The organism is Nocardia asteroides (assembly GCA_019930625.1).
GTDB lineage: Bacteria > Actinomycetota > Actinomycetes > Mycobacteriales > Mycobacteriaceae > Nocardia > Nocardia sputi.
In genome coordinates this window covers 1,577,806-1,599,982 of record CP082844.1, presented here as the reverse complement: position 1 = coordinate 1,599,982, position 22,177 = coordinate 1,577,806, and the positions used below count along the sequence as shown (strand labels likewise).

Genomic DNA, 22,177 nt, shown 5'->3' with positions numbered 1-22,177 from the left:
CGAGTCAGTCCGATACCTGCGAGAGCCAGTGCACCGGCGTGGTCTCGCGCACGTGGATCAGCACGTCGAACGCGTCGGCGAGCGCGGAGAGCCGGATGTTCGCCGAGGCGTCCTGGGCCGGGTCGTAGACGCCGCTGATGGTGCGCAGTTTCGCCGGACCGGTGAGCCAGTCGCGCACCGGTTCCGGCGCGGCGGCGTCCAGGTCGACGTAGTACGCGGGCAGGTCGACCTCGCCCAGGGCGGCATCGACCAAGTCGTCCTGCGGGTCGGGCGCCGTCGCCACACCGAGGTCGCCGTGGTGGAAGCCGATGCCGACGGACGTGTACCCCGCGCCGAGCCGAGCACGCAGATGGCTTCCCGCGCCATGGAATTCGGCCGCGCCGAAGGCGATCGGAAGACTGGTGGTGTGCGCGATCCCGTCCCAGTAGACGATCTTGGCGCCGGTCGCTCGCTGCCATCCCAGCACCGTCTCGGCGGAAGGCCGCTCGTCCCGGGCGAAGCCCTGGCTCGCGACGCTGTGCCGGTGGAAGTCGAGGATCAGGCGGGCGTGGTCCAGGGCAGTAGCGCGCTCCTTCGTGTCCGGCAGCGCCGTGAGCAGCGCGAATGCGTCTTCGGCGTGCTCCACGAACGGGCGGCCGGGGTGGATGCCCTGGTGGCGCTGGACGTGCTCGTCGATCTGGTGCGCGGTGCGGATCGGCGCGAGGTGCACCTCGATCGCGGCCGTCCGGTCGGGGGCAGCGCGTCGCACATAATCGAGCACCGCGTCGTAGTCACTGGGCTCGGCATGGGGCGGTTCCACGCCGAAGATCCGCACGGGGTCTTGCGGATGCGCCAGGTTGTACGCGCGGATCCAGCGCAGCGTGGCCACCGACTCCTCGGTCCGCCACGGCCGCCACGCGCCGGCGAGCACCGTCAACGGGTCGCTCTCCCCGCTGGTGACGAACCGGTCCCAGCGTTCACCCGAACGCGCGCTGTCCTGAATGGCCAAGGCGCGGAAACCGTGCCGTTCGACCAGCCCACGGAATATCCGTTCGCGCACACCGAATGTCTGCCGGGAGAACCGTGTCGACTCACCCAGGCCCACCACCGTGGCGGTGCCGAGTCGCGCGATCAAGCTGTCGAGGTCCGAGCCGGGGGAGTCAGGATCGAAGCTGTCGATCGCGACGGCGTTCTCGCGCAGCCAGGTGCGGACGTCGACGGTGGTGCTGAGCATGATGCCTCCAGGGACGGGAACGGACCGACGCGGTTCAGCCTCATATATCAACCTTTGTTGAGGTCAAGTGCCGCGTCGGACCGTCTGCCCCGGGCTACAGTGTCGTGCGCATCAGCAAGACGTTGTATTGGCTGTGCACCGTCGTGAGGAAGTACAGATCACGTCCCGTCTGGTACGGGAAGATCGAGGGCGCGTAGGCGGTGGGCAATTCGCGGGTGTCGATCAGCACTTCGGGATCGCTCCACGGACCGGCCGGTGTGGACGCGCGCCGCATCACCACGGAATTGAACCGGTCGGTGGTGAGCGAAATGTACTGTCCGAGATAAGCGTTGTACATCACCGACAATTCGCCGACACCCCACATGATCGGTGCGGCGGCATTCACGTCGTTCTTGCGCCACGCGCGGCCGTCCCAGTATTCGTATTCGGCGAGGTTCGCGATGTCGTGTGCGCGCACACGGGCCACGTGTGCGGTGTTGTCGCGCCCGGATCGGGTGCCGTACTCGTAGATGTACCCGCCGTCGGAAAGAAAGGCGTTCATCTGGAAGTTGGCGTTTCCGCCCTCGTTCGTTCGCCGTGTCTCCGGCAGTTCGGCCCAGGTCTCGCCGTTGTCTCCGGAGACGGCGAGCCCGGAGAAGCTGGTGCTCCATTGACCGACGTCGTCCCAGGTCTTCACCGACATCAGGCTCATGTACTGCACGCCGTCCACCGCGATGCCCGCGGTGGGAATCCGGCTGATCTCCAGGAAGGGAATCTTCGGGCTGGGAATCAGGTCGCGCGCTTGGCCGAACACATCGCGCACCACGCTGTCGAAATAGATGCCCTCGGCGGGGTCCTTGGTGTGACTGCGCAGGAGGATATTGCTGCGCCAGGACCACATGCTGCCCGCGAGCAGATTGGGAAAGCCGAAGCCCGCGGTGTCGCCGAACGCGGTGAGCATTTCGCCGCGCCCGTTGTCCCACATGATGCCGAGGTCGGTGCCGAGGACGTTGTAGGTCTGGGTGTTGTTCGGGCTGGCCATCCCGGTCACCTGGAACACCGCCTTGGTGCGGCCGAGCAGATTCGGCAACCCGGTCGTGCCGTTGAGCACCGGGATCGGATTGATGGCGTTCGGGTTGGCGATGGCGGGGGTGGTCGCCGTGAAGAGCAAGGCCGAGACACCCGCCAGCGCCGAGAGCAGGAAGCATGCGGTCCTGATCACTGTCTGTGAGCCCTCCGGTTTCTTGCCGTGAGCGGTGCGAAACACAGATGTCCCGCGATACACAGACCCTTCGCAGTGTGCCGCGCACCACTATTCGACTGGCTGGCAAATCGTGGGCAAATGCTAGCAGTGAAATCGGCGCGGATGTGCCTTATGTCGCATACTGGCGAACAAGCAGCTATTGCAGAGTCCGCTGGCGGAGCGCTTTCCGGAGGATGAGGGGTAGCTGGGTGGCGCGCTCGACGGCAAAGGTTCGCCGGGGGGACGCTTGCCACGGCTTCTCGAACAGCCGCTTGGCCGCGGCGACGGCGTGGGGCGATCGGGTCGCGAGGCGGTCGGCCAGTTTCTCGGCCTCGGCGACGGGGTCTTCCGTCAACTCGGTGACCAAGCCGATCTTCGCTGCGTAGGCGGCATCCACGGTGTCCGCGGTCATCGTGAGCAAGAGGGCTCGGTCCATCCCGACCAGGCGTGACAGCGAGGCCGCGCCGGTCATGTCCGGTATGAGACCGTGCGCGGCTTCCATGACGGAGAACTCCGCGTCGGGGGTGGCGAAACGGAAGTCGGCGGCCAGTGCGAGCTGCAGCCCGCCGCCGTAGCAGCGCCCATGCACCGCGGCGATCACCGGCACGGGCAGGCGGCGCCAGGCCCAGCACGCCTCTTGGAACGCGTTCGTGCCCCGCCAGGGTCGCGGCGCGAAATTTCGGATGATAGCTATTGGATTGCTAGTGGCCGCTGCGATGTCCAGTCCACTGCTGAAGCTGGGTCCGTTCCCGGACAGGATCACCGCGCGCACATCACCACGGCGAGCCACGATTTTCGCACTGGTAATCAGTCCGCTAAGCATCTCGACAGTAAGGCCGTTGTGCTTGTCCGGCCGGTCGAGCGTGACGTACGCGAGGTTGTTGTCGATCCGCAGTGCGATGTTGGTGCCCATTCTCGGATCTTACTCACCGGTCAGTTGCGGGACTCGCGCTGTTGCCCGTGAAGCTTCGGTTCTGTTCTAATCGAACTCGAGTTACCGTCAATGTTGACGGTTCTGGAGCGGAGGACGCATGCTGCCAGCCGGAATGGACCCGAGGACGCCGGTGCTCGTCGGCGCCGGGCAGGTCGTACACCGACCGGGAGAGCCGGGTTTGCCCGGCCCGGTCGAACTCGCCGCCGAGTCCCTGCGCCGCGCGGGCGCCGACAGCGGCGTCGGCGACAGTTTGCTGCGGTCCGCCGACTTGATCGCCGCCGTCGCTCCGGTCAGCCGCCCCTACGGTGACTTGGGCGCACTCGTCGCCGCCGATCTGGGCATCAGTCCGAAACGGACCGTGCAATCGGTGCGTTTCGGCGGTGACGCGCCGCAGCGGCTGCTCAACATGGTCGCGCAGGCCATCGCCGACGGTCGCTCGGCCGTCGCGCTGCTCACCGGCGCCGAAGCGGTGTCCTCGTGGAACGCCGCCACCCGCAACGGCGCCGCGGTGGACTGGCCGGAGCAGCCGGAGGATGTGGGGCCCGACGAGATCATCGGCTCCGATCGCGCGCCGAACTCGGACATGGAGACCGCGGCGGGCTTGTGGGGGCCGGTCTACTTCTATGCGCTGATGGAAACGGCGCTGCGCCGCAGGCTCGGGACGAGTGAAGCCACGCACCGGCAGCGGATCGGCGGACTGTGGTCGCGGCTGTCGGACATCGCGGCACGTAATCCCTATGCGTGGCAGCCCACCGCACATACGGCCGCTGATCTGGTGACACCCGCGCCCACCAACCGGATGGTATCGACACCCTATCCGAAGCTGATGGTCGCGAACCTGACCGTCGACCTGGGCGCCGGACTGGTCCTGTGCAGTGCGGCGGCCGCCGACGCCGCCGGTGTGCCGCGGGACCGGTGGGTGTTCCCGCACGCGGGCGCCACCGCGACCGACGAGTGGTTCGTCTCCGAGCGCGCGGACATGTCCCGCTCGCCCGCCATCGCCGCGGCGGGGAAAGCGACGCTGGGCGCGGCGGGGATCGCGATAGACGACGTCGCGCACATCGACCTCTACTCCTGCTTCCCGGTCGCGGTGCAGGTCGCGGCCGAGGAACTCGGTCTGCCGCTCGATGATCCGGTGCGGCCGCTGTCGGTCACCGGCGGTCTCACCTTCGCGGGCGGGCCGGGCAACAACTACACGACGCATTCGATCGCGACCCTTTACGGCATTCTCCGCGCCGACCCGGACGCCTATGGACTGGCGACGGCGCTCGGTTGGTACAGCACCAAGCACGGCGTCGGCGTGTACTCCGCCCGACCGCCCGCGCGGCTGTTCCGTGCGATCGAGGCGCAAGTGCCTCCGGCGCGACGCGAACCGGCGCCCGGGTACACCGGCCCGGTCTCGATCGAGGCGTACACCGTCGCCTACCGCAAGGGCTCGGCGCCGGACCGTGCCGACGAACCGGAAGCCGTTGTGGTGAGCGCACTGACACCCGCGGGGACCCGCATACTGGTTCGGGCGTCGGATGCCGACACCCTCGCGGCGTTCACCGCAGGCGATCCGCTCGGCGCGGACGCCGAGGTCACCGCGGACACGTTCACCCTGCTCACCGAGAGGAGCGCCGAATGAGTGAGACGGTGGGACCCGACGTGGTTCTCGTCGAGCGGCGCGACGCGATCACCGTGCTGACGGTCAACCGTCCCGAGGCGCGCAACGCGATCAACCTGGCCACCGCGCAAGCCATCGAGGCCGCCGTCGACGAGTTCGAGGCCGACGATGCCGCGCGCGTGCTCGTGCTCACCGGTGCGGGCGGAACCTTCAGTGCCGGAATGGATCTCGTTGCCGCGTCGAAGGGCGAGATGCCGATGACGCAACGGCGCGGCCCGCTCGGCATCGCGGCGAAGCCCCCGGCGAAGCCGATGATCTCCGCGGTCGAGGGCTTCGCGCTGGCCGGTGGTTTCGAGCTGGCGCTGTCGGGTGATCTGATCGTCGCGGCGCGCGACGCGCAGTTCGGCATTCCCGAGGTCAAGCGCGGTCTGGTCGCCGCGGGCGGCGGCGTGCTGCGGCTGACCCAGCGGCTGCCGCGCAGCACCGCCGCCGAACTCGCGCTCACGGGCGGGCGGGTCAGCGCCGAGCGGCTCTACCAACTCGGCTTGGTCAATCGGGTCACCGAGCCGGGCGGCGCGTTGTCGGTGGCGCTCGAACTGGCGGCCGAGATCGCCGCCGCCGCGCCGCTGGCGGTGGCCGCGAGCAAGCGCATCATCGATGAGTCGCCGGATTGGCCGGTCGCGGAAGCGTTCGCGAAACAGGGCGAGATCGCCCTGCCCGCACTGTTTTCCAAGGACGCCGCCGAAGGCGCGCTGGCGTTCGCGCAGAAGCGCGAGCCGAAGTGGCAGGGCCGCTGACAGGCGGGCCGGGACACGTCCGGCAGCCGCAGGCGCAGCGCAGGGAGCGTATGCGCACGCGCCTGCTGGACGCGGCGGTGGAAAGTCTCGTCGAGGTCGGTTACGCGGGCACGACAACGCTCGAGGTGCAGAAACGGGCGGGTGTGCCGCGGGGGACGTTGCAGCACTATTTCCCGACCAGGGCCGACCTGCTCGCAGGCGCCGTCGAGCACGTGGCGCAACGCCGATTCGACCAGCTGACCAGCGAATTCGAGGCGATCCCCGACGAGGCGGACCGGTTGGAGACGGCGGTCGAGCTGACCATGCGGATGCTCAGCGGGCCGTCGTTCTGGGCGGCGTTGGAGATGTGGGTCGGCGCGCGGACCGACCCGGAACTGCGCGCGGCGTTCCTCCCGCTGGAGGTGCGCCTGTTCGAACTGATGCACACCAGCATTCGCGACAGCTTCCGGCGCGAATTCCCCGACGATCCGCGGGTTCCGACGATCACCGAGTTCACCATCGAGATCATGACCGGCCTGGCGCTGCGCGTGCTGCTCACCGGTGACGGGTCCAGCAATCGAATTCTCAGGCACCGGTGGGGCAACGCCGTGCGCGTCTTGCTCGGCACGGCGGCCGCGGACACGTTGCTCGATCCGCCCGCCCGCTGACTCCTACCGTGTGCGTGTGACCGTCTCGAGCAGGACCTGTGCGCAGCCGGCCGGATCATCGAAGAACGGTGTGTGCCCGCTGCCGCGCAGGGTGACGTGCTCGGCGTTCGGCAGCACGCTTCGGGCTTTGCGGCTCTGGGTCGCGTAGGTGAGCAGGATGTCGCGGCTGCCCCAGGCGACCGTCACCGGAATCTCGGCGAGCGCGCCGATCTCGGGCAGGCGGACGTCGGTGAACGAGGCGAGAGCTTCGTCGAAGCCGGCCGCCTCCACCGCGCCGATCGCGGTGTCCAGCGCGACCTTCGCATCGAGTGCCCACGGCTTGCCGAAGATCAGGGAGAGGAACACGGTCCGGCCCGCGGCGGTGCCGAGGACGGATGGCAGGGCGGGGCGCAACTTGCGTGCGAGCGCTCGTGACTTGCCCAGCGACTGCTGGCACCAGACGCGACCCGCGGTGTCCCAGAACCCGATCGGCGAGTAGGCGGTGACGGAACGAGCCAGCCCGCGGGCGGCCAGATCGAGAGTGATCAGCCCGCCCATCGAATTGCCCGCCAGATGCGGCCGGTCGATGCCCTGCGCGGCGAGGAATTCGGCGAGCGCCTCGGTGAGGTTGGCGACCGTGGTGTGCGCCAGCGGATGCGTCGAGCCGCCGAAACCGGGCAGGTCCACCGCGATTACTTCGTACGACGCGGACAGTGTGTCGATGATCGGCTCCCACACCTGCCACCGGCTTCCGACCCCGTGGACCAGCACTAGGGGCTCGCCCGCGCCCACGCGGTGATGGTGCAACGTCGTCATGCGGCCAACACTAACAGCAGTCACCAGCCATCAGTTGGGATCGCGCCGTGTGCCGCTCCCTCTCATCCGGCGTCGTGGAGGACTGGCGTGACCGCGGCCATGGTCGGTACGATAATTGGTATGGCAACGCGTAAGGTCACCCTTTCGCTGGATGAAGCCGCCTGGTCGTACGCCGAGCAGGCGGCAGCTCGGGCGGGAATGTCGCCGTCGGCTTGGATTTCCAAGGCCGCGCGACGGGAGGCCGTGCGCACCGGGGTCGGTCCGGTGTCGGATGTGACCGCCGAGGCCGCCGCGGACGCGGCCGAGCTGGCGGCCGCCGAGGAGGCGATGCGTGCGTCGGGGTGAACTGTGGATCTACAACCCGCATGGTTCGCCGCGTCGCCGAACGGTCGTGCTCATCAGCAGTGACGGCATCAACGAATCGCCTCGTCCTTGGCTGATCGCGGCCGAGGTCATCGAAGACGATCCGCAGGACATTCTCGCGGTTCCGGTGCAGGATCACGGCTGGGTGCATGCCGGAAACATCGGGCGCATCTTCCGCGGTTGGCTGGCCGAGCGGGTGGACGCGGTGGACACCGAAACCCTGGAACGGCTCGACACCGCGCTGCGGGCGGCAATGGATCTCTGAGGTCTGTCTGTATATAGCTTTCGCGGCAACATCTTTCGTTCCTCTCGCCGGGAACGACTACCGCTGGACGCCACACGGCATTATGGTGGCCACGCCACCGACGGGTGGTCAGTCGAGGAAGAGGAGTCAGGTGCGGATCTGCATGATCGCCGCGGCGCTGATCGCGCTGCCGGTACTCGCGGCATGCGGCAGCGACAAGGACACGGCGGCGCCCACGGTGACGCAGGCCGATCTCGCCAAGTCGTTGCAGGACAAGGGCCTCAAGAACAAGCAACTGGCCGACTGCGCCGCGAAGGTGTTCGTCGACCAGGGAATCTCGCAGGACGGACTGCGAATCATGATCAGCGACGAGTACGACACCAAGACTCCCAACCAGGAGACCCTGGGCATGAGCAAGGAGGACGCGGACAAGGCGCGCGCCGCCAGCGGTCGCATCGCCGGTGAGTGCATGGCGGCGCCCCAGCAGCGCTGAGCCGCCGGCGGTCCACGGGCACGGCCGGGTAGTCGATGATTCGCGTGGCAGGGCCGGGAGGCTGACGCCTACGTCGACGCGGGTGTCGACCAGAAGCCGAGGATCCGACCGTGTCACAGCCGCCTCTCCCGACGTCGCCGAACCCGGTCTGATCGCCGACAGCCCGACCTGTCACTCCGTCCGGCCGCTGGTTCGCGCCCTCGGTTTCGGTGGCATCGTGCTCGGTGTGCTCATGATCGTGGTGGTGGCGGTCAAGCGACAGTGAGTTCGATTCGCGCCGTCGAACCCGCCTCCAGTCCCTCCGCGACCCGCACGGCCTTCTTCATCGGCAGCACATAGGTCGCCCGCGACTTGTCGGGAAATAGCGATGTAGACCACCGGCTGGCGCCGACGACCACATGCACCCGCACCGAGCCGAACCCACCCGAACGATGCGCGTACCGCTCTTCTATCTCATCGGCCACGTCCTCCGGCAGCGACACGAAATGCCAGGCGGCATCCCCCTGGTGTTCCCACACTTCCGCCGTGAACGAGTACCGCGAACCAGCCACGTCGCGACTGTAGCGGTGCGGACCGACAGTGATCGCGCCTCGGCCTGAGGCGCCGACGACCCGCTTCCGCGGGGACACGAACTCGCCCCCGCGCGAACACCGCCCCGCCATAGCTGAAGAGTCCGATCGGCACGGCAATCAGCGACGACCGCCTGGACTCCTTTCGAGTCCGCGCTGCACCGCGTCGTCGCACGCGCGGGAACTGCCCCGCACGCGACGCAACACCAGGCGAGTGTCCGGGCCCTACCGAACCGCTCGGCGCGAGGTGCGGCCGCCGAGCCGGGCGGCGAGGTAGGCAACGGAGTCTTCGATCAGCCCACCCACATCCGGATAGCCGTCGAGTCCGTGTACCGCGGGACCGTGCGCAGTTCGGTGTCGCCCCCAAGATCATGAGAGGTCCGCCTGGACCGGTTGTCGGGCAGGTCTGACGATCTGGGTGCGTCCGGCCCCGGCCGCCGCGGCAGCCTGGAGGAGGGTCAGCGCGGTGAGCACGCCCAGCGCCGGCGCCCAGCTTTGGGTGTGCGTGTGCAGGATGCCCAGGAGCGTCGGGCCGACGGCGGCCATGGCGAACCCGACCGTCTGAGCCATCGCGGCCAGCGCGGCCGCGTGGAGGGCGTCGCCGGCGCGTTCGCTCTGAAAGGCCATGGCCAGGGCCAGGCAAGCACCGGCGCCTGTGCCGAGCAGCAGGATCGCCAGGGGCGCCAGATCGGGGTCTACGGCGAGGAGCAGGAAGCCCGCGGCATCGAGCATCGAGGCGGCGATGGCGAGGCGGCGTTTCGCCGCCGCGGTGCGGGTGAGCCACGGCATCGTGTTGATGACCACCAAACCCAGGATTTGGAACGCGAACAGCGACCAGCCCGCGGTCTCGGGCGTCACGCCGTTGTCGTGCAGGACGGTGGGCAGCCAGGCGAGCGTCGTGTAGAACCCCAACGCCTGTAAACCCATGAAAGCGCTGACCTGCCAGGCCAAGGGCGAACGCCAGGGCATCGAGACTCCGCGGGCGGGAGAGGACGGCTCCGATACGGTTCTGTCCCCGATCCGCCACACCAGCAACGCGACGACGACCAGCAGCGTGGCCGAGGCGAGCGCCGGGCGCCAGCCGCCGGGCAGCACCTCTGCCAGCGGAACCGCGATCCCGGACGACACGGCCGCCGCCGCGCACATCGCCGCGACCCACGCGCCGGTGACCGCCGTGACACGGGCGGAACCGACGCTGTCTCGCACGATCGCGGGCAGCAGCACGTTCGCGAACCCGATCGCCACCGCGATCACCACCGTCCCGGCGAAGAGCCCCACCTGGCCGGGCGTCGAGCGAACCAGCAGTCCCACCAGCATCGCGACCAGCGCAAGCCGCACGAGCCGGTCGGGTCCATGACGCACGGTTCGCAGCACCGCCACGGGGACGACCGCGAAGATCAGCAAGGGCAGGGCCGTGAGCAGGCCCGCGTGCGTGCTGGACAGCCCGGTGTCGCCGGTGATCACCGGCATCAGCGGGCCGACGCAGGTCAAAGGCGCACGTAAGGTCGCGCCGACGAGCGCGATTCCGGGGACGGCCGGTCTGCTCATCTATCGCTGCGAGGTCGAAAACGTCATGCGGCGCAGCAGCTTGTCGCGCAGGACCAACGCGTGGAAAGTGACCGCGCAGATGTGCGCGATCAACGCGAACAACAGCAGGTAGGCGAGCACGCTGTGCAGCGTCCGCAACGCGGCGTACAGCTGAGGATCGGCCGGTGCGATCGCCGGGACGCCCAGCCCCCCGAGAATTTCGATGGGAATCCCGGATGCCGAGACCAAAGCCCAGCCGACGAGCGGTTGGGCGAGGAACAGTACGTACATCAGGATCTCGGATCCGGTCGCGACGAGCCGCTCGGGTTTGGCCATGGTCTCGATCTGCGGCGGCGGACGGTGGCGGACACGGTAGACGAGACGGACGACCGCCAGCAGCAGGATGGCCAGCCCGATGGTTTTGTGCCAGCTCAGCAATTGGCTGTAGGCGCCGAGGTAGCCGACCATCGCCGCGCCGGTGCCGATCATCGCGAGGATCAGAATCGCCATCGTCCAGTGCAGGATGCGCGCGGTGACGCCGAACCGGGTGGTGTCGCCGGTGCGTTCGGAGAGCGCCATCGGATCATGCCTCCTTCACGACGACGGCGCCGGTGGGTTTCGCTTCGCCCGCACGGCGGCGGAAGGACTCGGCGTAGGCCGCCGAGCGAGCTTGCAGGAGCGGGTCGTCCGATGGCGTGATGCCGTCGGGCAGCACGAGCGGATCGAAGTTCACGTTCTGCACGTTGTCCGCGGATTCGGTGTGCACCTGGTCCAGCACGACGGTGCCCACCTGCACTTCACGCCGATCAGCCGGCCAGGCCGCGGTGGCGTCGTCGGTGGGGTCGACGCCGCGTCGGCCGACCGTCACCAGGAACTTCCATCGCAGCGGCGCCGCCTGAATGCCGGCGACCAGACCCTCGAAGAGTGCGTTCTCGCCGGTTGCGGGCGGCGCGAGTCGAGGTGGGTTGTCCGGGACCAGCCGCCACCGCACCGGTACGGTGTCGCCCCTGGTGTTGGAGAACTCGAAGGCGTTCAGCCCGAAGAACGCCGTATCCGCGAAAGTGGCCGGCGGGGCGCCTTGTTCGATCACGCTCAGCGCGGCGGCGGTCTTCGGGTGCGCCGCGACGTATCGGCTCATGGCGGCGGGGTCGGGCTTGCCGGTAGCCGGGTCCGGTGCGAAGGCGAGTGTGCGGTCGTAGAAGTCCTGCGGCGACGCGTCGAGGAACACGGGGATGTTGATCATCGCCATCCGCCACTGCTCCCCACCGGGCAGAAACAGCCGTAACCCCAGTCCACGGGGTGCGGCCGGTATGTCGGGCATGTGCGGGTTGCCGCCTGCGAGAGAGAACCGGCCGTCGAGCCGGTAGCGGCCCGGCCGGAACACCGATGCCTTCGACAGCTCGACGCCGTTGCCGTTGCTTTCGAAATATCCGGCGACGGCGAGCCCTTTGGCGTGATTACGCCGGCAACCGGGGAAGGAGCCGCCCGCGGTGTCCTGCAGGCGATCCACCAGTCTGCGAGCGGTCAGTCGCCACGGCCCGATCACGTTCTCGGTGAGCAAGAACCCTCCGATTCCGGCGGCGCCGAGCGCGGCGACAGCGGCGCTGCCGAGCAGCGTGCGGCGATTCAGTAAGGAGTGCCGGCTTGCCTCGGTCATGATTCCCTTTCTCCGTGTGCGGTGCTCCCGCGCATGGCGCGGGAGCACGACGTGGCGGTCTCGCGGATCACGGCGGACCCATGGACTGGAGCCGTTCGACCAGAACCGGGTCGACGTCGGGGTTGTCGGCCAGCAGCATGTCGATCGGCGGCGCGGACGCCGAGGCGATACGGATGTCGATCACGTAGGGTTCGCCCTTGTCGAGGGCCTTGAACCCGCGCTCGAGCGCATCGGTGAGCTTCGCGGTCTTGGTCACCACCTCGCCCTCGATGTCGAATGTCTCGGCGATCTCGGCGAAATCTTGGGTAGGCCGGCCCAATCGCAGGTACCACGCGTCGCTGGTCGGCTCCCAGCCGTAGATCTGTCCGAGGGCGGAAAGACCGGTCATGAGGGTCTTGTATTCGTGGTTGTTCATCACCAGATACAGCACCGGCAGCGCGTATTTGCTCGTCGTCCACCACGAGTTGGTGTGGAACAGGGCCGAACCATCGCCGACTATGGTCACGACGTAGCGGCGCTTACCCACGGCGAGGGCGATACCTATCGACGCGGGCAGGGAGAATCCGAGCGACCCGCCGGAGGTACAGAAATAGGAATCGGGTGCGTCGTAGGCGATCGCCTTCTGAATCGCCGCCGAGATCGCGAAGTCCTCGTTGATGACGGTCAGCGGTTTTTGGAGTGTCTTCTGCACCTCGGCCAGCTTCATCGGCACGATGTAGTCCGGAATCGTCGGTTCGTGCCCGGGGGCCGTGGCCCCGGCCGCGGTGAACGCCTTGTCGCGACGGGCGTCGAGCTCGAGAATCCGCCTATTGCGCTGTGCCGCCGCGGATTCGTCGTAGGCGGGGTGGCCGACGACGGCGTCGATGATCAGCGGCAGACTGCGTTTGATGTCGCCGAGCACACCGACGCTCGCGTAAGAATTCTTACCGATCTCCCACGGGTCGTTGTGCAGCGTCACCTGCGTGAGCGCGGGCGGGATGATCGGGCCCTTCTCCCAGCGGAACACCAGGATCTGGGCCTGGGAGTTCACGCCGACCTGGAAGATGGTGTCGAAATCGGCCAGCTGCATGTGTACCCCGTCCTGGGTGGGCACGAGCTCGCCCTGCCAGTGCGGCAGATCGTTCGGATAGTTCATGCGGCTGGCCTGGTTCTCCGAGTACACCGCCGCGCCCAGCACATGGGACAGGCGCTCGATCTCCGGCCATGCGTTCGCCTCGCCGACCCCGTCCCCGACGAGCACCACGGGATTCTTCGCCTGCGCGAGCTGTTGGGCGGCGTCCGCGACACCGGCCGGGTCGGCCGCTACCGCGTGCGCGATGCGTGTCACCCGCCCAGGCTCCTGCATGGTGGGCGCTTCGAGCAGGAAATTCCACGGCAGCGAGACGAATACCGGCCGGAACGGCGGAACCAGGAGTTCCTTGAACGCGCGCTGTAGCACCAGCGGCATTTCGTCGACACTGCGGATCTCGTGGGCCCACTTCGTGTATTGCTCGGCGGTGTGGACCAGATCGGAAGCCAGGATCGGTTCCTGGATCAGCAGCTCACTGTGCTGCTGTCCGCAGAGCACGATGAGCGGGATGTTGGATCGGTAGGCGTTGAACAGATTGCCGATGATGTTGGCCGTGCCGGGGGTGATGTGGACGATCGCCGCGCCGGGACGTCCCGACATCCGGGCATAGCCCATGGCCGCGCCGAGCGCGATGTTCTCGTGCAGGCACGGCACGTACTCCACACCGTTCTCCGGAATGGTCGTCCCGTCGAGCAATGGAATCTCGTGCGTGCCGGGAACACCGAAGGCATATTCGGTGCCCACCTCACGCAGATAGTCGAAGATGATGTCGCGGCCCAGCCTGCGGGGCGGTGTAGAGGTCATGTCCCTTTCGTTCCTGATAGGTCTGTCTGCACCCGGGTAGTGACGCGGCTCAGCGGCCGGTCCAGCTCGGTGGTCTTTTCTCGGTGAACGCGCGCGGCCCTTCTCTGGCGTCGGCGGAGCCTGCGCGCAAGGTCTCCCAGTGGTATCGGGCGGTGAACGCCTCGGGCAGTGGCATGGTGGAAGCCGCGGCCGCGGCCTCTTTGATGGCCCGCACCGACAGCGGGGCGCAGGCGAGGATGTCGGCGACCCAGGCATCTGTGCACGCGTCGAGGTCGGTGACGGCGACAACTTCGTTGACGAGGCCGAGTTCGGCGGCGCGGGCCGCGGTCATCCGGCGGCCGGTGAGCAGATGCCCCATCGCGATCCGATAGGGCGCCTGCCGGGGTAACCGGAACACTCCGCCCGCGCCGGGGATCAGGCCGAGTTTGGCTTCGGTGAGCCCGAACTCGGCGTTGTCGGCGGCGACGACGATGTCGCAGGCGAGCGCGAGTTCGAAACCGCCGCCGAGTGCGTAGCCGGCGACCTTGGCTATCAGCGGCTTCGCGAAGCCGAACCGATCGGTGATCCGGGGATGGCCGGGTCTGCCCGCGCTGCCGAACGTCGAGTATCCCTCGCCGTGGGCGACGCGCTGGGACAGCTCCTTCAGGTCCTGCCCGACCGAGAACGCGCGCCCGCCGCGACCGCTGAGCACGGCCACCCAGATCTCATCGTCGCGTTCGATGTCGTCCCACACCTGGGCCAGCTCGGTGTGCATCCGCGAGTTCATCGCATTGAGCACGTCGGGGCGATCCAGCTCGACGGTGGCGACCCGGCCCTGCTTGCGGTAGACCACGGTGGTCAGGTCCGGCAGCGGTGTCACTGCCGCGCTCCCGCGCTGAACCGGCCCACTTTCGCCAGCACGTCCACGCCGTAGAGCCGCAGCGCCTGATGCAGGGCGAACTCGGCCATGTAGGAGCGGAACGTGTCTTGCGGTTCCTCGGCGGTCACGATCATGTGTTTGTTCGCGACCACCGCGTCGGCTGCCAGTTGCTCGGCGGCGCGGGAGATCTCGGTGTCCATCGCGTCGGGTTCGACGACGCTGTCGAAGACGTATAGCGCGGCGGGTTCGGTGGCGTGGATCCGCTTGCCCCAAAGGATCACCTCGCGCGAAAGCCGCGAGGTCGAGCCGCGCCCCAGCCGGAGATTGCCCGCGCCCGGCACGATGCCTTCCTGTGCCGCCGGGAGGCTGAAGTAGCTGTCGGCGGCGGCGATCACGCGGTCGAAGACGAGCAGCAGTTGCGCGCCGCCGCCGATGGCGAAGGTGTCCACGGCGGCGATCCACGGTTTCGTGTGCAACCGCGGGGGCCATTCGGCGGAATCGCCGAGGGTGGACAGGCCGCGCAGGATTTTGGCGATGTACCCGGTCTCACGGCCGAGCAGGAATTCGACGTAGGAGATCTTGCCCTGGTGCAACCGGGTGAGATTGATGCCCGCACTGAACACCCGTTTGCCGCGGTAGCGCGGGTGGTTCATCTCGCCGCCTCGCACCACCCCGACCTTGGACCGGTCGTCGAGTAGCACCAGGTCGACCGCGGTTTCCATGTCGGCGACGTGCTGGTTGTCCTCGGCGTTGAGGCAGTGGGTATTGGTGATCGTGATGGTCGCGGTGTGGCCGGACCGGGTCAGCGTCGCCGCGGGCAAGGTGATCCGGCCGGTGCTCTCGAAATCCGGCAGCAGCGCCTGTGCGCGGCGGGTCGGCCTGCGCATCGCGTCGAGCAGGTGGTTCCCGGCGATCGGGTCGGCGAACACCGCGTGGAAGAAGATCCCTTGGTCGACCTCCCAGCCTTCCTTGTGCGCCTGCACCGCCGCGGCGTCCGCGGCGAGCTGACCAGGGTCGGGGAGCAGACCGGGGAACAAGGTGGTGACGGCGGCGGCGAGCTCGGTCAACCGCGGCGATTCACGCAGATTGTCGGTGGCGGCGAGATACACCTCGTGCAGATGCGCGCGTAAGAATGCCCGGCGTTGGGCTCGCAAAGCATCGAGGGCTTGCGCGGCTCGTGCGGCCTGGGCATCGTCGCGGCCTGCGACGGGCCCGAGTTCGGCTAGGACGCGGCCGCATTCGGCGGCCGCGTCCTGCAATGCGGCCTTGTCGTATCCGAGATCGCCGATGAACTGCGGCAGTGTGGTCACAAGGTGCTCCCGAGCCGACGCAGGGCGCGGTCGGATGCCGCCAGATGCGCCCCGAGCGCGTCTTCGAATCGGGTGGCCGCGGCATCCAGGACCAGGCGCCTGCGGATGGCGATCTCCGACCCCGCGGCGCCTCGAACAGCGCCAGACCTGCCTGGATCGCTTGGGTTTCGGCTTCGGCGCTGTCATCGATCGCCGCGTCCACCAAGCCGTGCTCGAGCGCTTGGGATGCCGAGAGGCTGCGGCCCTGTATCGCGAGCGTTCTGGCGAGCCCCGCGCCGTGCTGGGCGACCAGCCGATGCAGCGCCATGGCCGGCCAGCTACCTCCGTCGGAAGCAACGAATCCGAGAACCGACCCCGATCGCAGGATGCGGTAGTCGGCGACGAGCAGCAGCTCGGCCGCGGGACCGTAGGCATCGCCGTCGACGGCGGCGACGATCGGCGCGGGCGCCTGTTCCAACCGTCGCAAGGCGCCTTCCCACTTGCCGACGGTGCCGATGTCCACCGCACCGGGCCAGGAGAAATCGTGGCCCGCCTCCGGCCCCCTGATGTACAGGACGACACTGTGCGGCCGGTCTCGCGGGGCGTCTTCGGCGCGCAGTGCGATCGTGGTGACCGCGTCGATCAGCTCGGCCGACAGCGGTTGATCGGCCGGTATCACCGCGGCTAGGACGTTGGTGCCGGACCCGTTGGATGTAGTCATCGTTCCCCCTGTGTGTAGTGCGATCGCCGTGGATCAGAAGCGGAGCAGAGCGGTCTCGATCTGCGAACCCGGGCCCATCGTCATGAGGACGCCGTAGTCGCCGGGGCGGACCCGGCCTTCGGTGAGCAGCCGCTGATAGGAGAACAGGAACGAGCCGCTGGAAAGGTTGCCGAAATCGCGCATCACCCCGGTGGTGTGGCGAAGATCGTGGGCGGTGAGACCCAGGTTGATCTTGACCGCGTCGATGACCTTCTTGCCGCCGGAGTGCACGATCCAGTGCGCGATGTCCTTGCGACGTAATCCGGTGCCGTGCAACAGCTTGTCGATCACGATCTCGGCGTGCGCGCCGACCTCGTAGGGCACTTCCTTGTCGAGGTAGAAACTGAACTTCCCGGCGTCCTCGTCCCAGTCGTAGCGCATCGCGCCGACCGCGTGCCGGATCATGTAGCTGCTGGTGGTCAGCAGCGAAGGCGTCGGGCTCGAACCCGCCCGCGCCGCCGCGCCGCTGCCCGCGCCGGCCTGCACTGCCAACGCGGCCGCACCGTCGCCGAAGAGGCTGTTCACCACCGCGGTGCGCATCGTCCCGTCGAAAACGTAGGCCGCCGAGCATGCCTCGGAGCAGACGAGCAGAGCGAGCTCGCCCGGATGCGCGGACGCCCAGTTGGCCACGGCGCCGAGTCCGTTGAGCCCGGCGTTGCAGCCCATGCCGACCACATCCAGCCGGGCCGTGTCCGGATCCAGGCCCAACTCGTTGATCAGGAGCGCACTGAAGCCGGGCGTGAGGAATCCGGTGGTGGTGACGGCCACCAGATAGCGCACTTCGTGCAGTTCACGACCGATTTCGCGCAGGCATCGGCGCAGTGCGTCGGCGCCGGTGCGCACACCCTGACGGCGATGTTTCTCCAGCAGCTCGCCCTGGGTTTCGACTCGGAACTCGCCGTCGTCGCCCCGTGGGGGCAGGGTCAGATGTCGTTGCTCGATGCCGCCGTTGAGGAAGACGCCCCGGATCTTCGGGTCGGTGATCTTCAGCAGATCGATGAGTTCACGTTGGTTGTAGCGATCCGGCGGGTTGGCTGTGGCCACTCCGAGCAACTTCGGTGGAGTGGCCACCCGCTGGGTGTGGCTGCGTAGGTTCTGCTCGAGTGCTTCGACCCGGGCGGTGCTCATGGTCGTCATGCTCAGTTCCTGTGCTGATAAGTGGAGGCGCGCAATCGTGCGGGCGCGAGAGACCGATAAATGCGATGCGTTTACGGCCGGCGCTACATGGCAGCCGGCAGACGACAGTAAGTCGGACTGTTATCGCCCGTGAATGCGTGCTACGCATTCATCGAGCAGGGCACATCGAATAAATTGGTATGCCACCCCCATTCCCCCCGAGCAGTTGATCAATTCGGCACAGCCGCATGGCGGCTATGTGGTGGTTCGGCTTCTGGTCAGGCCCGGAAGCGAAACCTCGATCGGTTCCGAACAGTACCCCTGCTCGATCAGGGGTGGCAACCCCTAAACGTTAGGGGTGTACCCCGATCGTCGGTGGAGACATGTCGAAACATGTTGTGCAAGAGCATATTTCGTGCCAGACTGCCGCACAGAAGATCGTCCGTAAACGTACTATCGACCATCTTTCAGTGGCCGTAGATTCGCCTGGACAAGTGACCGACCCACGCCGGTGATCGGTGTGACCGTGGTCTAATCAGCGAATGGAGTCACTCACCTCGGCGCTGGTGCCGCACGTCTTCGCGGAGACGCCGGGACACTTGATCAGGCTGCTCTACCAGCGGCACAATTCCATCTGGCACGCCACGGTGGGTGACTCGATCACGCCGACGCAGTTCGCCATTCTCAACGTCGTCTACAGCGACGGGCCCTCGACCCAGCACGAGATTTCCGTCCGAGTCCGGACCGACACCTCGACAATGGCGCAAGCCGCCGCCTCACTGGAGCGCAAGAATCTGATCAAACGATCGGTGAACCCCGCCGACAAGCGGGAACGGCGGATCGCCCTCACCCGCACCGGACGCCGGGAATACGCGCAGCTGCTGTCGAAAGCCGATGAAGTTCAGCGCATCCTGTTCGAGGTACTCGAACCGGACGACCATCCCCGTGCCCTCGCCTTGCTGCAAAGCCTCGCGGGGATCCCACCGGCCACGCCGGCCCGCACCGATCAGCGGTGAGCGACCGGCGCCGGAGTTGGGCAGGAGGTGCAGGCCCCCATTTCGATCGCGCTGCGCGCAACTCGTGAGCACCCGGCCGGGGTGCGCGATGGTGGGCTGATGACGACCACCGAGGCCCAATCCACCACCGACGCCGAACTGGATGCGATCTTCGGACCGATATTCGACCGCATCGCCCAGGGCGCCGTGGCGCGCGAGATCGATCGAACCCTGCCCTATGACGAGGTGGGCCTGCTGCGCGCGGCGAAGTTCGGCGCGCTGCGCGTTCCGGTCGAGTTCGGCGGGTACGGCGTCACCGTCCGGCAGCTGTTCCGGTTGCTCGTAGAACTCGCCGCCGCCGAATCGAACCTGCCGCAGGCGCTGCGGGTCCACTTCTCGTTCGTCGAGGACCAGTTGCTGTCGGGCCAGGGGGCCGAGCGGGAGCGCTGGTTGCGCGCGGTGTCCGACGGCACGCTGGTGGGCAACGCGATCACCGAAGCGGGCGTCGGCGCGGTGGACCGCTACCGCACCACACTGACCCAGGACGGGGAACGGTGGCTGCTCAACGGTGTGAAGTACTACAGCACGGGATCGCTGTACGCGGACTACATCTTGGCGGCCGCCGACCGTGACGGTGAGCGCGTCGGGGTGCTGGTGGACGCGCACGCCGAAGGTGTACGCCGGCACGACGATTGGGACGGCTTCGGGCAGCGGCTGACGGCCAGCGGCACCACGGAATTCACCGACGTGGTGGTGACAGAGGACCGAATCCTGGGTCCGGGCTACGGCGCGCCCGGCCCGACCTACGCCACCTCCTATCTGCAACTGGTGCAACTGGCGGTGCTCGCAGGCATCGCCAAGCGCGCCGAGCGCGACGTCCGGGAATGGGTCGCGGCGCGCACTCGGGGCTACACGCATTCCGCCGCCGATCTGCCCAGGCACGATCCGCTGGTGCAGCAGGTGATCGGGCGGCTGTCGGCGGCCGCGTTCGCCGCCGAAGCCAGTGTGCTGGCCGTCGCCGATGTGCTCGACGAGGTGCTGGCCGGTGGCGCGGACGACGAAGGTGCCGTGGTGGCGGCCGAACTCGCCGCGGCGCAAGCCCAGCTCGCGGTCATCGACCTGGTGCTGCCCGCCACCTCGCTGCTGTTCGAAGTGGGTGGCGCTTCGGTGGTCTCCGAACGGCTGCGGTTGGATCGGCACTGGCGCAACGCTCGCACCATCTCGGTGCACAATCCGGCGATCCAGAAGGCGCGGGCGGTCGGCGATCACCTGCTCAACGGCGTCGATCTGCCGTTCGCCTGGAGCGCGGGCGAGCGCACGCCCGCCAGGGGAGCCGCGCAGTGACCCGCCGGATCCGCTTCAACGCCTTCGACATGAATTGTGTCGCCCATCAGTCACCCGGGCTGTGGCGGCACCCGGATGACCAGTCGCACCGCTACAAGGAGCTGGGCTACTGGACCGAGCTGGCGCGGCTGCTGGAACGGGGGCGCTTCGACGGCATCTTCATCGCCGACGTCCTCGGCACCTACGACGTCTACGGCGGCGACGACGCCGCCGCGCTGCGCCAGGGGGCGCAGATTCCGGTGGCCGACCCGTTGCTGCTGGTCTCGGCCATGGCCGCGGTGACCGAGCATCTCGGGTTCGGCATCACCACCGGCACCGGATTCGAGCACCCGTACCCGTTCGCGCGGCGGCTTTCCACCCTGGACCATCTCACCGACGGCAGGCTCGGCTGGAATGTGGTGACCGGTTACCTGCCCTCGGCGGCGCGTAATTTCGGCGCCGCCGACCAGCTCGACCACGACGAGCGCTACGACCAGGCCGACGAGTACCTCGAGGTGCTGTACAAGTTGTGGGAAGGCTCGTGGGAGGACGACGCGGTGGTCCGCGACGGGGCGGCGGGCATCTACGTGGATCCGGCCAAGGTGCACCACATCGGCCATCGCGGCACGCACTTCACCGTGCCCGGCATCCACCTCTCGGAACCGTCGCCGCAACGCACGCCGGTGATCTATCAAGCGGGAGCGTCGCCGCGCGGGGTACGGTTCGCGGCCGAGAACGCCGAGGCCATCTTCATCGCCGGCCCGTCGAAACGCGTGCTCGCGCAGACGGTGTCCCGGATCAGGAACGCGCTGGAAGCGGCGGGCCGCGCGCGTGACTCGGCGCGTGTCTACGCGCTCGCGACGATCATCACCGACGCGACCGACGAGGCGGCGCGGCGCAAGCACGAGGAGTACTTGTCCTACGCCAGCGTCGAGGGCGGTCTGGTGTTCATGTCCGGATGGATGGGCATCGATCTTTCCCGCTACGACCTCGACGACCCGATCGGCGAGGTGCAGAGCAACGCGATCCAGTCGGCGGTCGCGGCGTTCCAGGAATTCGACGACGACGGGCGGGAGTGGACGGTCCGCGATATCGGCAAGTGGGCAGGCATCGGCGGTATGGGTCCGGTGTTCGTCGGTTCCGGGGAGACGGTCGCCGACCTGCTCCAGGAATGGGCGGCCGAGACCGATCTGGACGGCAACCTCGCCTACGCGATCACGCCGGGATCCTTCGAAGACATCGTCCGGCACGTGGTTCCGGTGTTGACCGCCCGTGGCGCGTACGCGGAGGAGTACGTGCCCGGCACGCTGCGCAACGCCCTGTTCGGCGCAGGCGACCGGTTACCCACGGACCATCGTGGCGCGAGTTACCGGTTGGGAGGTTCCGGATCGACCGCCTTGCCGGACGCGGTGTCGCGGCCGGGAGCAGCGCGTCGGCGTCGGTGACACCGGGGGCGAGTCGTGGCGCGGCTGCGGTGATTCCGGCGCGGCGGTCGGCGCCGAGGCGGGTTTCGGCGATGTGGCTCAGCGCGTGCACGTAAGAGCCCCTGTACCGGACCGGTCACCGGAGCGACAGGCCGAGCGGGTCTTCGGCCCGGCATCGACAGCCGCCGAGATCTATGAAGGTCGGCTTCCAGAACTGGCGACCTCTCTCGGCCAGCTGGCCGCGGTCAACGACTTCGTCGAAGCCCACGGGCTGCGCTGGGCTCGCGCACCTGAGCCGTCGCAGCGGTACCCGGACGGTTACGGCTACCAACACGGCGACGAAAGTTGGGAGGCATGGTGCAAAGGGTGTGCCAACGTATACCCCCTAGGCGTGTATTTGCGGTCGCACTGACCAGGGAGAACGAGCATATGTTGTTTTTCGGCGATTACTACCGCGACCCTTTGTAGCTG

Annotated in this window: 22 protein-coding genes and 1 pseudogene; 10 read left to right on the top strand and 13 right to left on the bottom strand. The window is 67.9% G+C overall.

Annotated features, from left to right (window positions below; translation table 11 throughout):
* Window positions 1-4: 4 nt before the first annotated feature.
* From K8O92_07515 to K8O92_07505, 3 genes are all read right to left on the bottom strand, one after another.
* A complete protein-coding gene (locus tag K8O92_07515; GenBank protein UAK33773.1) occupies window positions 5-1,213 on the bottom strand; it encodes an erythromycin esterase family protein in 1,209 nt (402 codons plus the stop codon).
* A 94-nt stretch (window positions 1,214-1,307) separates the two neighbouring features.
* Window positions 1,308-2,414, bottom strand: coding sequence for a DUF4185 domain-containing protein (locus K8O92_07510; protein UAK33772.1), 1,107 nt, complete (start codon window positions 2,412-2,414; stop codon window positions 1,308-1,310).
* Window positions 2,415-2,592: 178 nt separating this feature from the next.
* Window positions 2,593-3,348: a crotonase/enoyl-CoA hydratase family protein gene (locus K8O92_07505; GenBank protein UAK33771.1), complete on the bottom strand. Its 756-nt coding sequence runs from the start codon at window positions 3,346-3,348 to the stop codon at window positions 2,593-2,595.
* Between the two features lie 118 nt (window positions 3,349-3,466).
* Between K8O92_07505 and K8O92_07500 the strand changes: the two genes are divergently transcribed.
* From K8O92_07500 to K8O92_07490, 3 genes are read left to right on the top strand one after another with little or no spacing between them, the layout of a single operon-like run.
* Complete coding sequence (locus K8O92_07500; GenBank protein UAK33770.1) at window positions 3,467-4,996, top strand: acetyl-CoA acetyltransferase; 1,530 nt, start codon at window positions 3,467-3,469, stop codon at window positions 4,994-4,996.
* Complete coding sequence (locus tag K8O92_07495; GenBank protein ID UAK33769.1) at window positions 4,993-5,772, top strand: crotonase/enoyl-CoA hydratase family protein; 780 nt, start codon at window positions 4,993-4,995, stop codon at window positions 5,770-5,772. Before K8O92_07500 ends, K8O92_07495 begins: the two co-directional genes overlap by 4 nt.
* Window positions 5,757-6,419, top strand: a complete 663-nt coding sequence (locus K8O92_07490) for a TetR/AcrR family transcriptional regulator (GenBank protein ID UAK33768.1) — start codon at window positions 5,757-5,759, stop codon at window positions 6,417-6,419. Before K8O92_07495 ends, K8O92_07490 begins: the two co-directional genes overlap by 16 nt.
* Before the next feature lie 3 nt (window positions 6,420-6,422).
* Here K8O92_07490 and K8O92_07485 read toward each other — a convergent pair whose 3' ends face one another.
* On the bottom strand, window positions 6,423-7,214 hold the full coding sequence (locus K8O92_07485; GenBank protein UAK33767.1) for an alpha/beta hydrolase: 792 nt from the start codon (window positions 7,212-7,214) through the stop codon (window positions 6,423-6,425).
* A 120-nt stretch (window positions 7,215-7,334) separates the two neighbouring features.
* Here K8O92_07485 and K8O92_07480 point away from each other — a divergent pair, with 120 nt between their 5' ends.
* From K8O92_07480 to K8O92_07465, 4 genes are all read left to right on the top strand, one after another.
* Complete coding sequence (locus tag K8O92_07480) at window positions 7,335-7,559, top strand: hypothetical protein (GenBank protein ID UAK33766.1); 225 nt, start codon at window positions 7,335-7,337, stop codon at window positions 7,557-7,559.
* Window positions 7,546-7,842, top strand: a complete 297-nt coding sequence (locus K8O92_07475; protein UAK33765.1) for a hypothetical protein — start codon at window positions 7,546-7,548, stop codon at window positions 7,840-7,842. The genes K8O92_07480 and K8O92_07475 overlap by 14 nt, the downstream gene beginning before the upstream one ends.
* 130 nt (window positions 7,843-7,972) lie before the next feature.
* Entirely contained in the window at window positions 7,973-8,314 is a 342-nt protein-coding gene (locus K8O92_07470) for a hypothetical protein (protein UAK33764.1), read from the top strand.
* Window positions 8,315-8,396: 82 nt separating this feature from the next.
* Window positions 8,397-8,579 carry a hypothetical protein gene (locus tag K8O92_07465; protein UAK33763.1) on the top strand — a complete coding sequence of 61 codons (183 nt, stop codon included), beginning with the start codon at window positions 8,397-8,399 and terminating at the stop codon, window positions 8,577-8,579.
* On the opposite strand, the gene K8O92_07460 is transcribed toward K8O92_07465, so the two are convergent.
* The 9 genes and pseudogenes from K8O92_07460 to K8O92_07420 all read right to left on the bottom strand — a co-directional run bounded on the left by K8O92_07460 (window position 8,566) and on the right by K8O92_07420 (window position 17,976).
* Entirely contained in the window at window positions 8,566-8,976 is a 411-nt protein-coding gene (locus K8O92_07460) for a DUF1905 domain-containing protein (protein UAK33762.1), read from the bottom strand. The genes K8O92_07465 and K8O92_07460 overlap by 14 nt on opposite strands.
* Window positions 8,977-9,252: 276 nt before the next feature.
* On the bottom strand, window positions 9,253-10,431 hold the full coding sequence (locus tag K8O92_07455) for an MFS transporter (protein ID UAK33761.1): 1,179 nt from the start codon (window positions 10,429-10,431) through the stop codon (window positions 9,253-9,255).
* Window positions 10,432-10,989 carry a cytochrome b gene (locus tag K8O92_07450; GenBank protein UAK33760.1) on the bottom strand — a complete coding sequence of 186 codons (558 nt, stop codon included), beginning with the start codon at window positions 10,987-10,989 and terminating at the stop codon, window positions 10,432-10,434.
* A 4-nt stretch (window positions 10,990-10,993) separates the two neighbouring features.
* Window positions 10,994-12,067: a catalase family peroxidase gene (locus K8O92_07445; protein ID UAK33759.1), complete on the bottom strand. Its 1,074-nt coding sequence runs from the start codon at window positions 12,065-12,067 to the stop codon at window positions 10,994-10,996.
* 67 nt (window positions 12,068-12,134) lie between these two features.
* Window positions 12,135-13,940 carry a thiamine pyrophosphate-binding protein gene (locus tag K8O92_07440; GenBank protein UAK33758.1) on the bottom strand — a complete coding sequence of 602 codons (1,806 nt, stop codon included), beginning with the start codon at window positions 13,938-13,940 and terminating at the stop codon, window positions 12,135-12,137.
* Between the two features lie 49 nt (window positions 13,941-13,989).
* The gene (locus K8O92_07435; protein ID UAK33757.1) at window positions 13,990-14,799 is read right to left on the bottom strand and encodes an enoyl-CoA hydratase/isomerase family protein; all 810 of its coding nucleotides are present in this window, start codon (window positions 14,797-14,799) and stop codon (window positions 13,990-13,992) included.
* Complete coding sequence (locus K8O92_07430) at window positions 14,796-16,109, bottom strand: enoyl-CoA hydratase/isomerase family protein (GenBank protein UAK33756.1); 1,314 nt, start codon at window positions 16,107-16,109, stop codon at window positions 14,796-14,798. Before K8O92_07430 ends, K8O92_07435 begins: the two co-directional genes overlap by 4 nt.
* Window positions 16,106-16,809 (bottom strand): annotated as a pseudogene (locus K8O92_07425) (enoyl-CoA hydratase/isomerase family protein). The gene K8O92_07430 and the pseudogene K8O92_07425 overlap by 4 nt, the downstream one beginning before the upstream one ends.
* A 33-nt stretch (window positions 16,810-16,842) precedes the next feature.
* Window positions 16,843-17,976, bottom strand: a complete 1,134-nt coding sequence (locus tag K8O92_07420) for a type III polyketide synthase (protein UAK35501.1) — start codon at window positions 17,974-17,976, stop codon at window positions 16,843-16,845.
* A gap of 530 nt (window positions 17,977-18,506) precedes the next feature.
* Between K8O92_07420 and K8O92_07415 the strand changes: the two genes are divergently transcribed.
* The 3 genes from K8O92_07415 (at window position 18,507) to K8O92_07405 (ending at window position 21,727) form a co-directional block, all read left to right on the top strand.
* Window positions 18,507-18,980 carry a MarR family winged helix-turn-helix transcriptional regulator gene (locus K8O92_07415; GenBank protein ID UAK33755.1) on the top strand — a complete coding sequence of 158 codons (474 nt, stop codon included), beginning with the start codon at window positions 18,507-18,509 and terminating at the stop codon, window positions 18,978-18,980.
* Window positions 18,981-19,079: 99 nt separating this feature from the next.
* Window positions 19,080-20,303: an acyl-CoA dehydrogenase family protein gene (locus tag K8O92_07410; protein UAK33754.1), complete on the top strand. Its 1,224-nt coding sequence runs from the start codon at window positions 19,080-19,082 to the stop codon at window positions 20,301-20,303.
* On the top strand, window positions 20,300-21,727 hold the full coding sequence (locus K8O92_07405; GenBank protein UAK33753.1) for an LLM class flavin-dependent oxidoreductase: 1,428 nt from the start codon (window positions 20,300-20,302) through the stop codon (window positions 21,725-21,727). Before K8O92_07410 ends, K8O92_07405 begins: the two co-directional genes overlap by 4 nt.
* Window positions 21,728-22,177 lie beyond the last annotated feature (450 nt).

Bases quoted from the DNA above. Each gene is read 5' to 3' on its own strand.
- K8O92_07515 (UAK33773.1), bottom strand. From the start codon at position 1,213: ATGCTCAGCACCACCGTCGACGTCCGCACCTGGCTGCGCGAGAACGCC.
- K8O92_07505 (UAK33771.1), bottom strand. From the start codon at position 3,348: ATGGGCACCAACATCGCACTGCGGATCGACAACAACCTCGCGTACGTC.
- K8O92_07500 (UAK33770.1), top strand. From the start codon at position 3,467: ATGCTGCCAGCCGGAATGGACCCGAGGACGCCGGTGCTCGTCGGCGCC.
- K8O92_07495 (UAK33769.1), top strand. From the start codon at position 4,993: ATGAGTGAGACGGTGGGACCCGACGTGGTTCTCGTCGAGCGGCGCGAC.
- K8O92_07485 (UAK33767.1), bottom strand. From the start codon at position 7,214: ATGACGACGTTGCACCATCACCGCGTGGGCGCGGGCGAGCCCCTAGTG.
- K8O92_07480 (UAK33766.1), top strand. From the start codon at position 7,335: ATGGCAACGCGTAAGGTCACCCTTTCGCTGGATGAAGCCGCCTGGTCG.
- K8O92_07460 (UAK33762.1), bottom strand. From the start codon at position 8,976: ATGGCGGGGCGGTGTTCGCGCGGGGGCGAGTTCGTGTCCCCGCGGAAG.
- K8O92_07455 (UAK33761.1), bottom strand. From the start codon at position 10,431: ATGAGCAGACCGGCCGTCCCCGGAATCGCGCTCGTCGGCGCGACCTTA.
- K8O92_07450 (UAK33760.1), bottom strand. From the start codon at position 10,989: ATGGCGCTCTCCGAACGCACCGGCGACACCACCCGGTTCGGCGTCACC.
- K8O92_07445 (UAK33759.1), bottom strand. From the start codon at position 12,067: ATGACCGAGGCAAGCCGGCACTCCTTACTGAATCGCCGCACGCTGCTC.
- K8O92_07440 (UAK33758.1), bottom strand. From the start codon at position 13,940: ATGACCTCTACACCGCCCCGCAGGCTGGGCCGCGACATCATCTTCGAC.
- K8O92_07420 (UAK35501.1), bottom strand. From the start codon at position 17,976: ATGAGCACCGCCCGGGTCGAAGCACTCGAGCAGAACCTACGCAGCCAC.
- K8O92_07415 (UAK33755.1), top strand. From the start codon at position 18,507: ATGGAGTCACTCACCTCGGCGCTGGTGCCGCACGTCTTCGCGGAGACG.
- K8O92_07410 (UAK33754.1), top strand. From the start codon at position 19,080: ATGACGACCACCGAGGCCCAATCCACCACCGACGCCGAACTGGATGCG.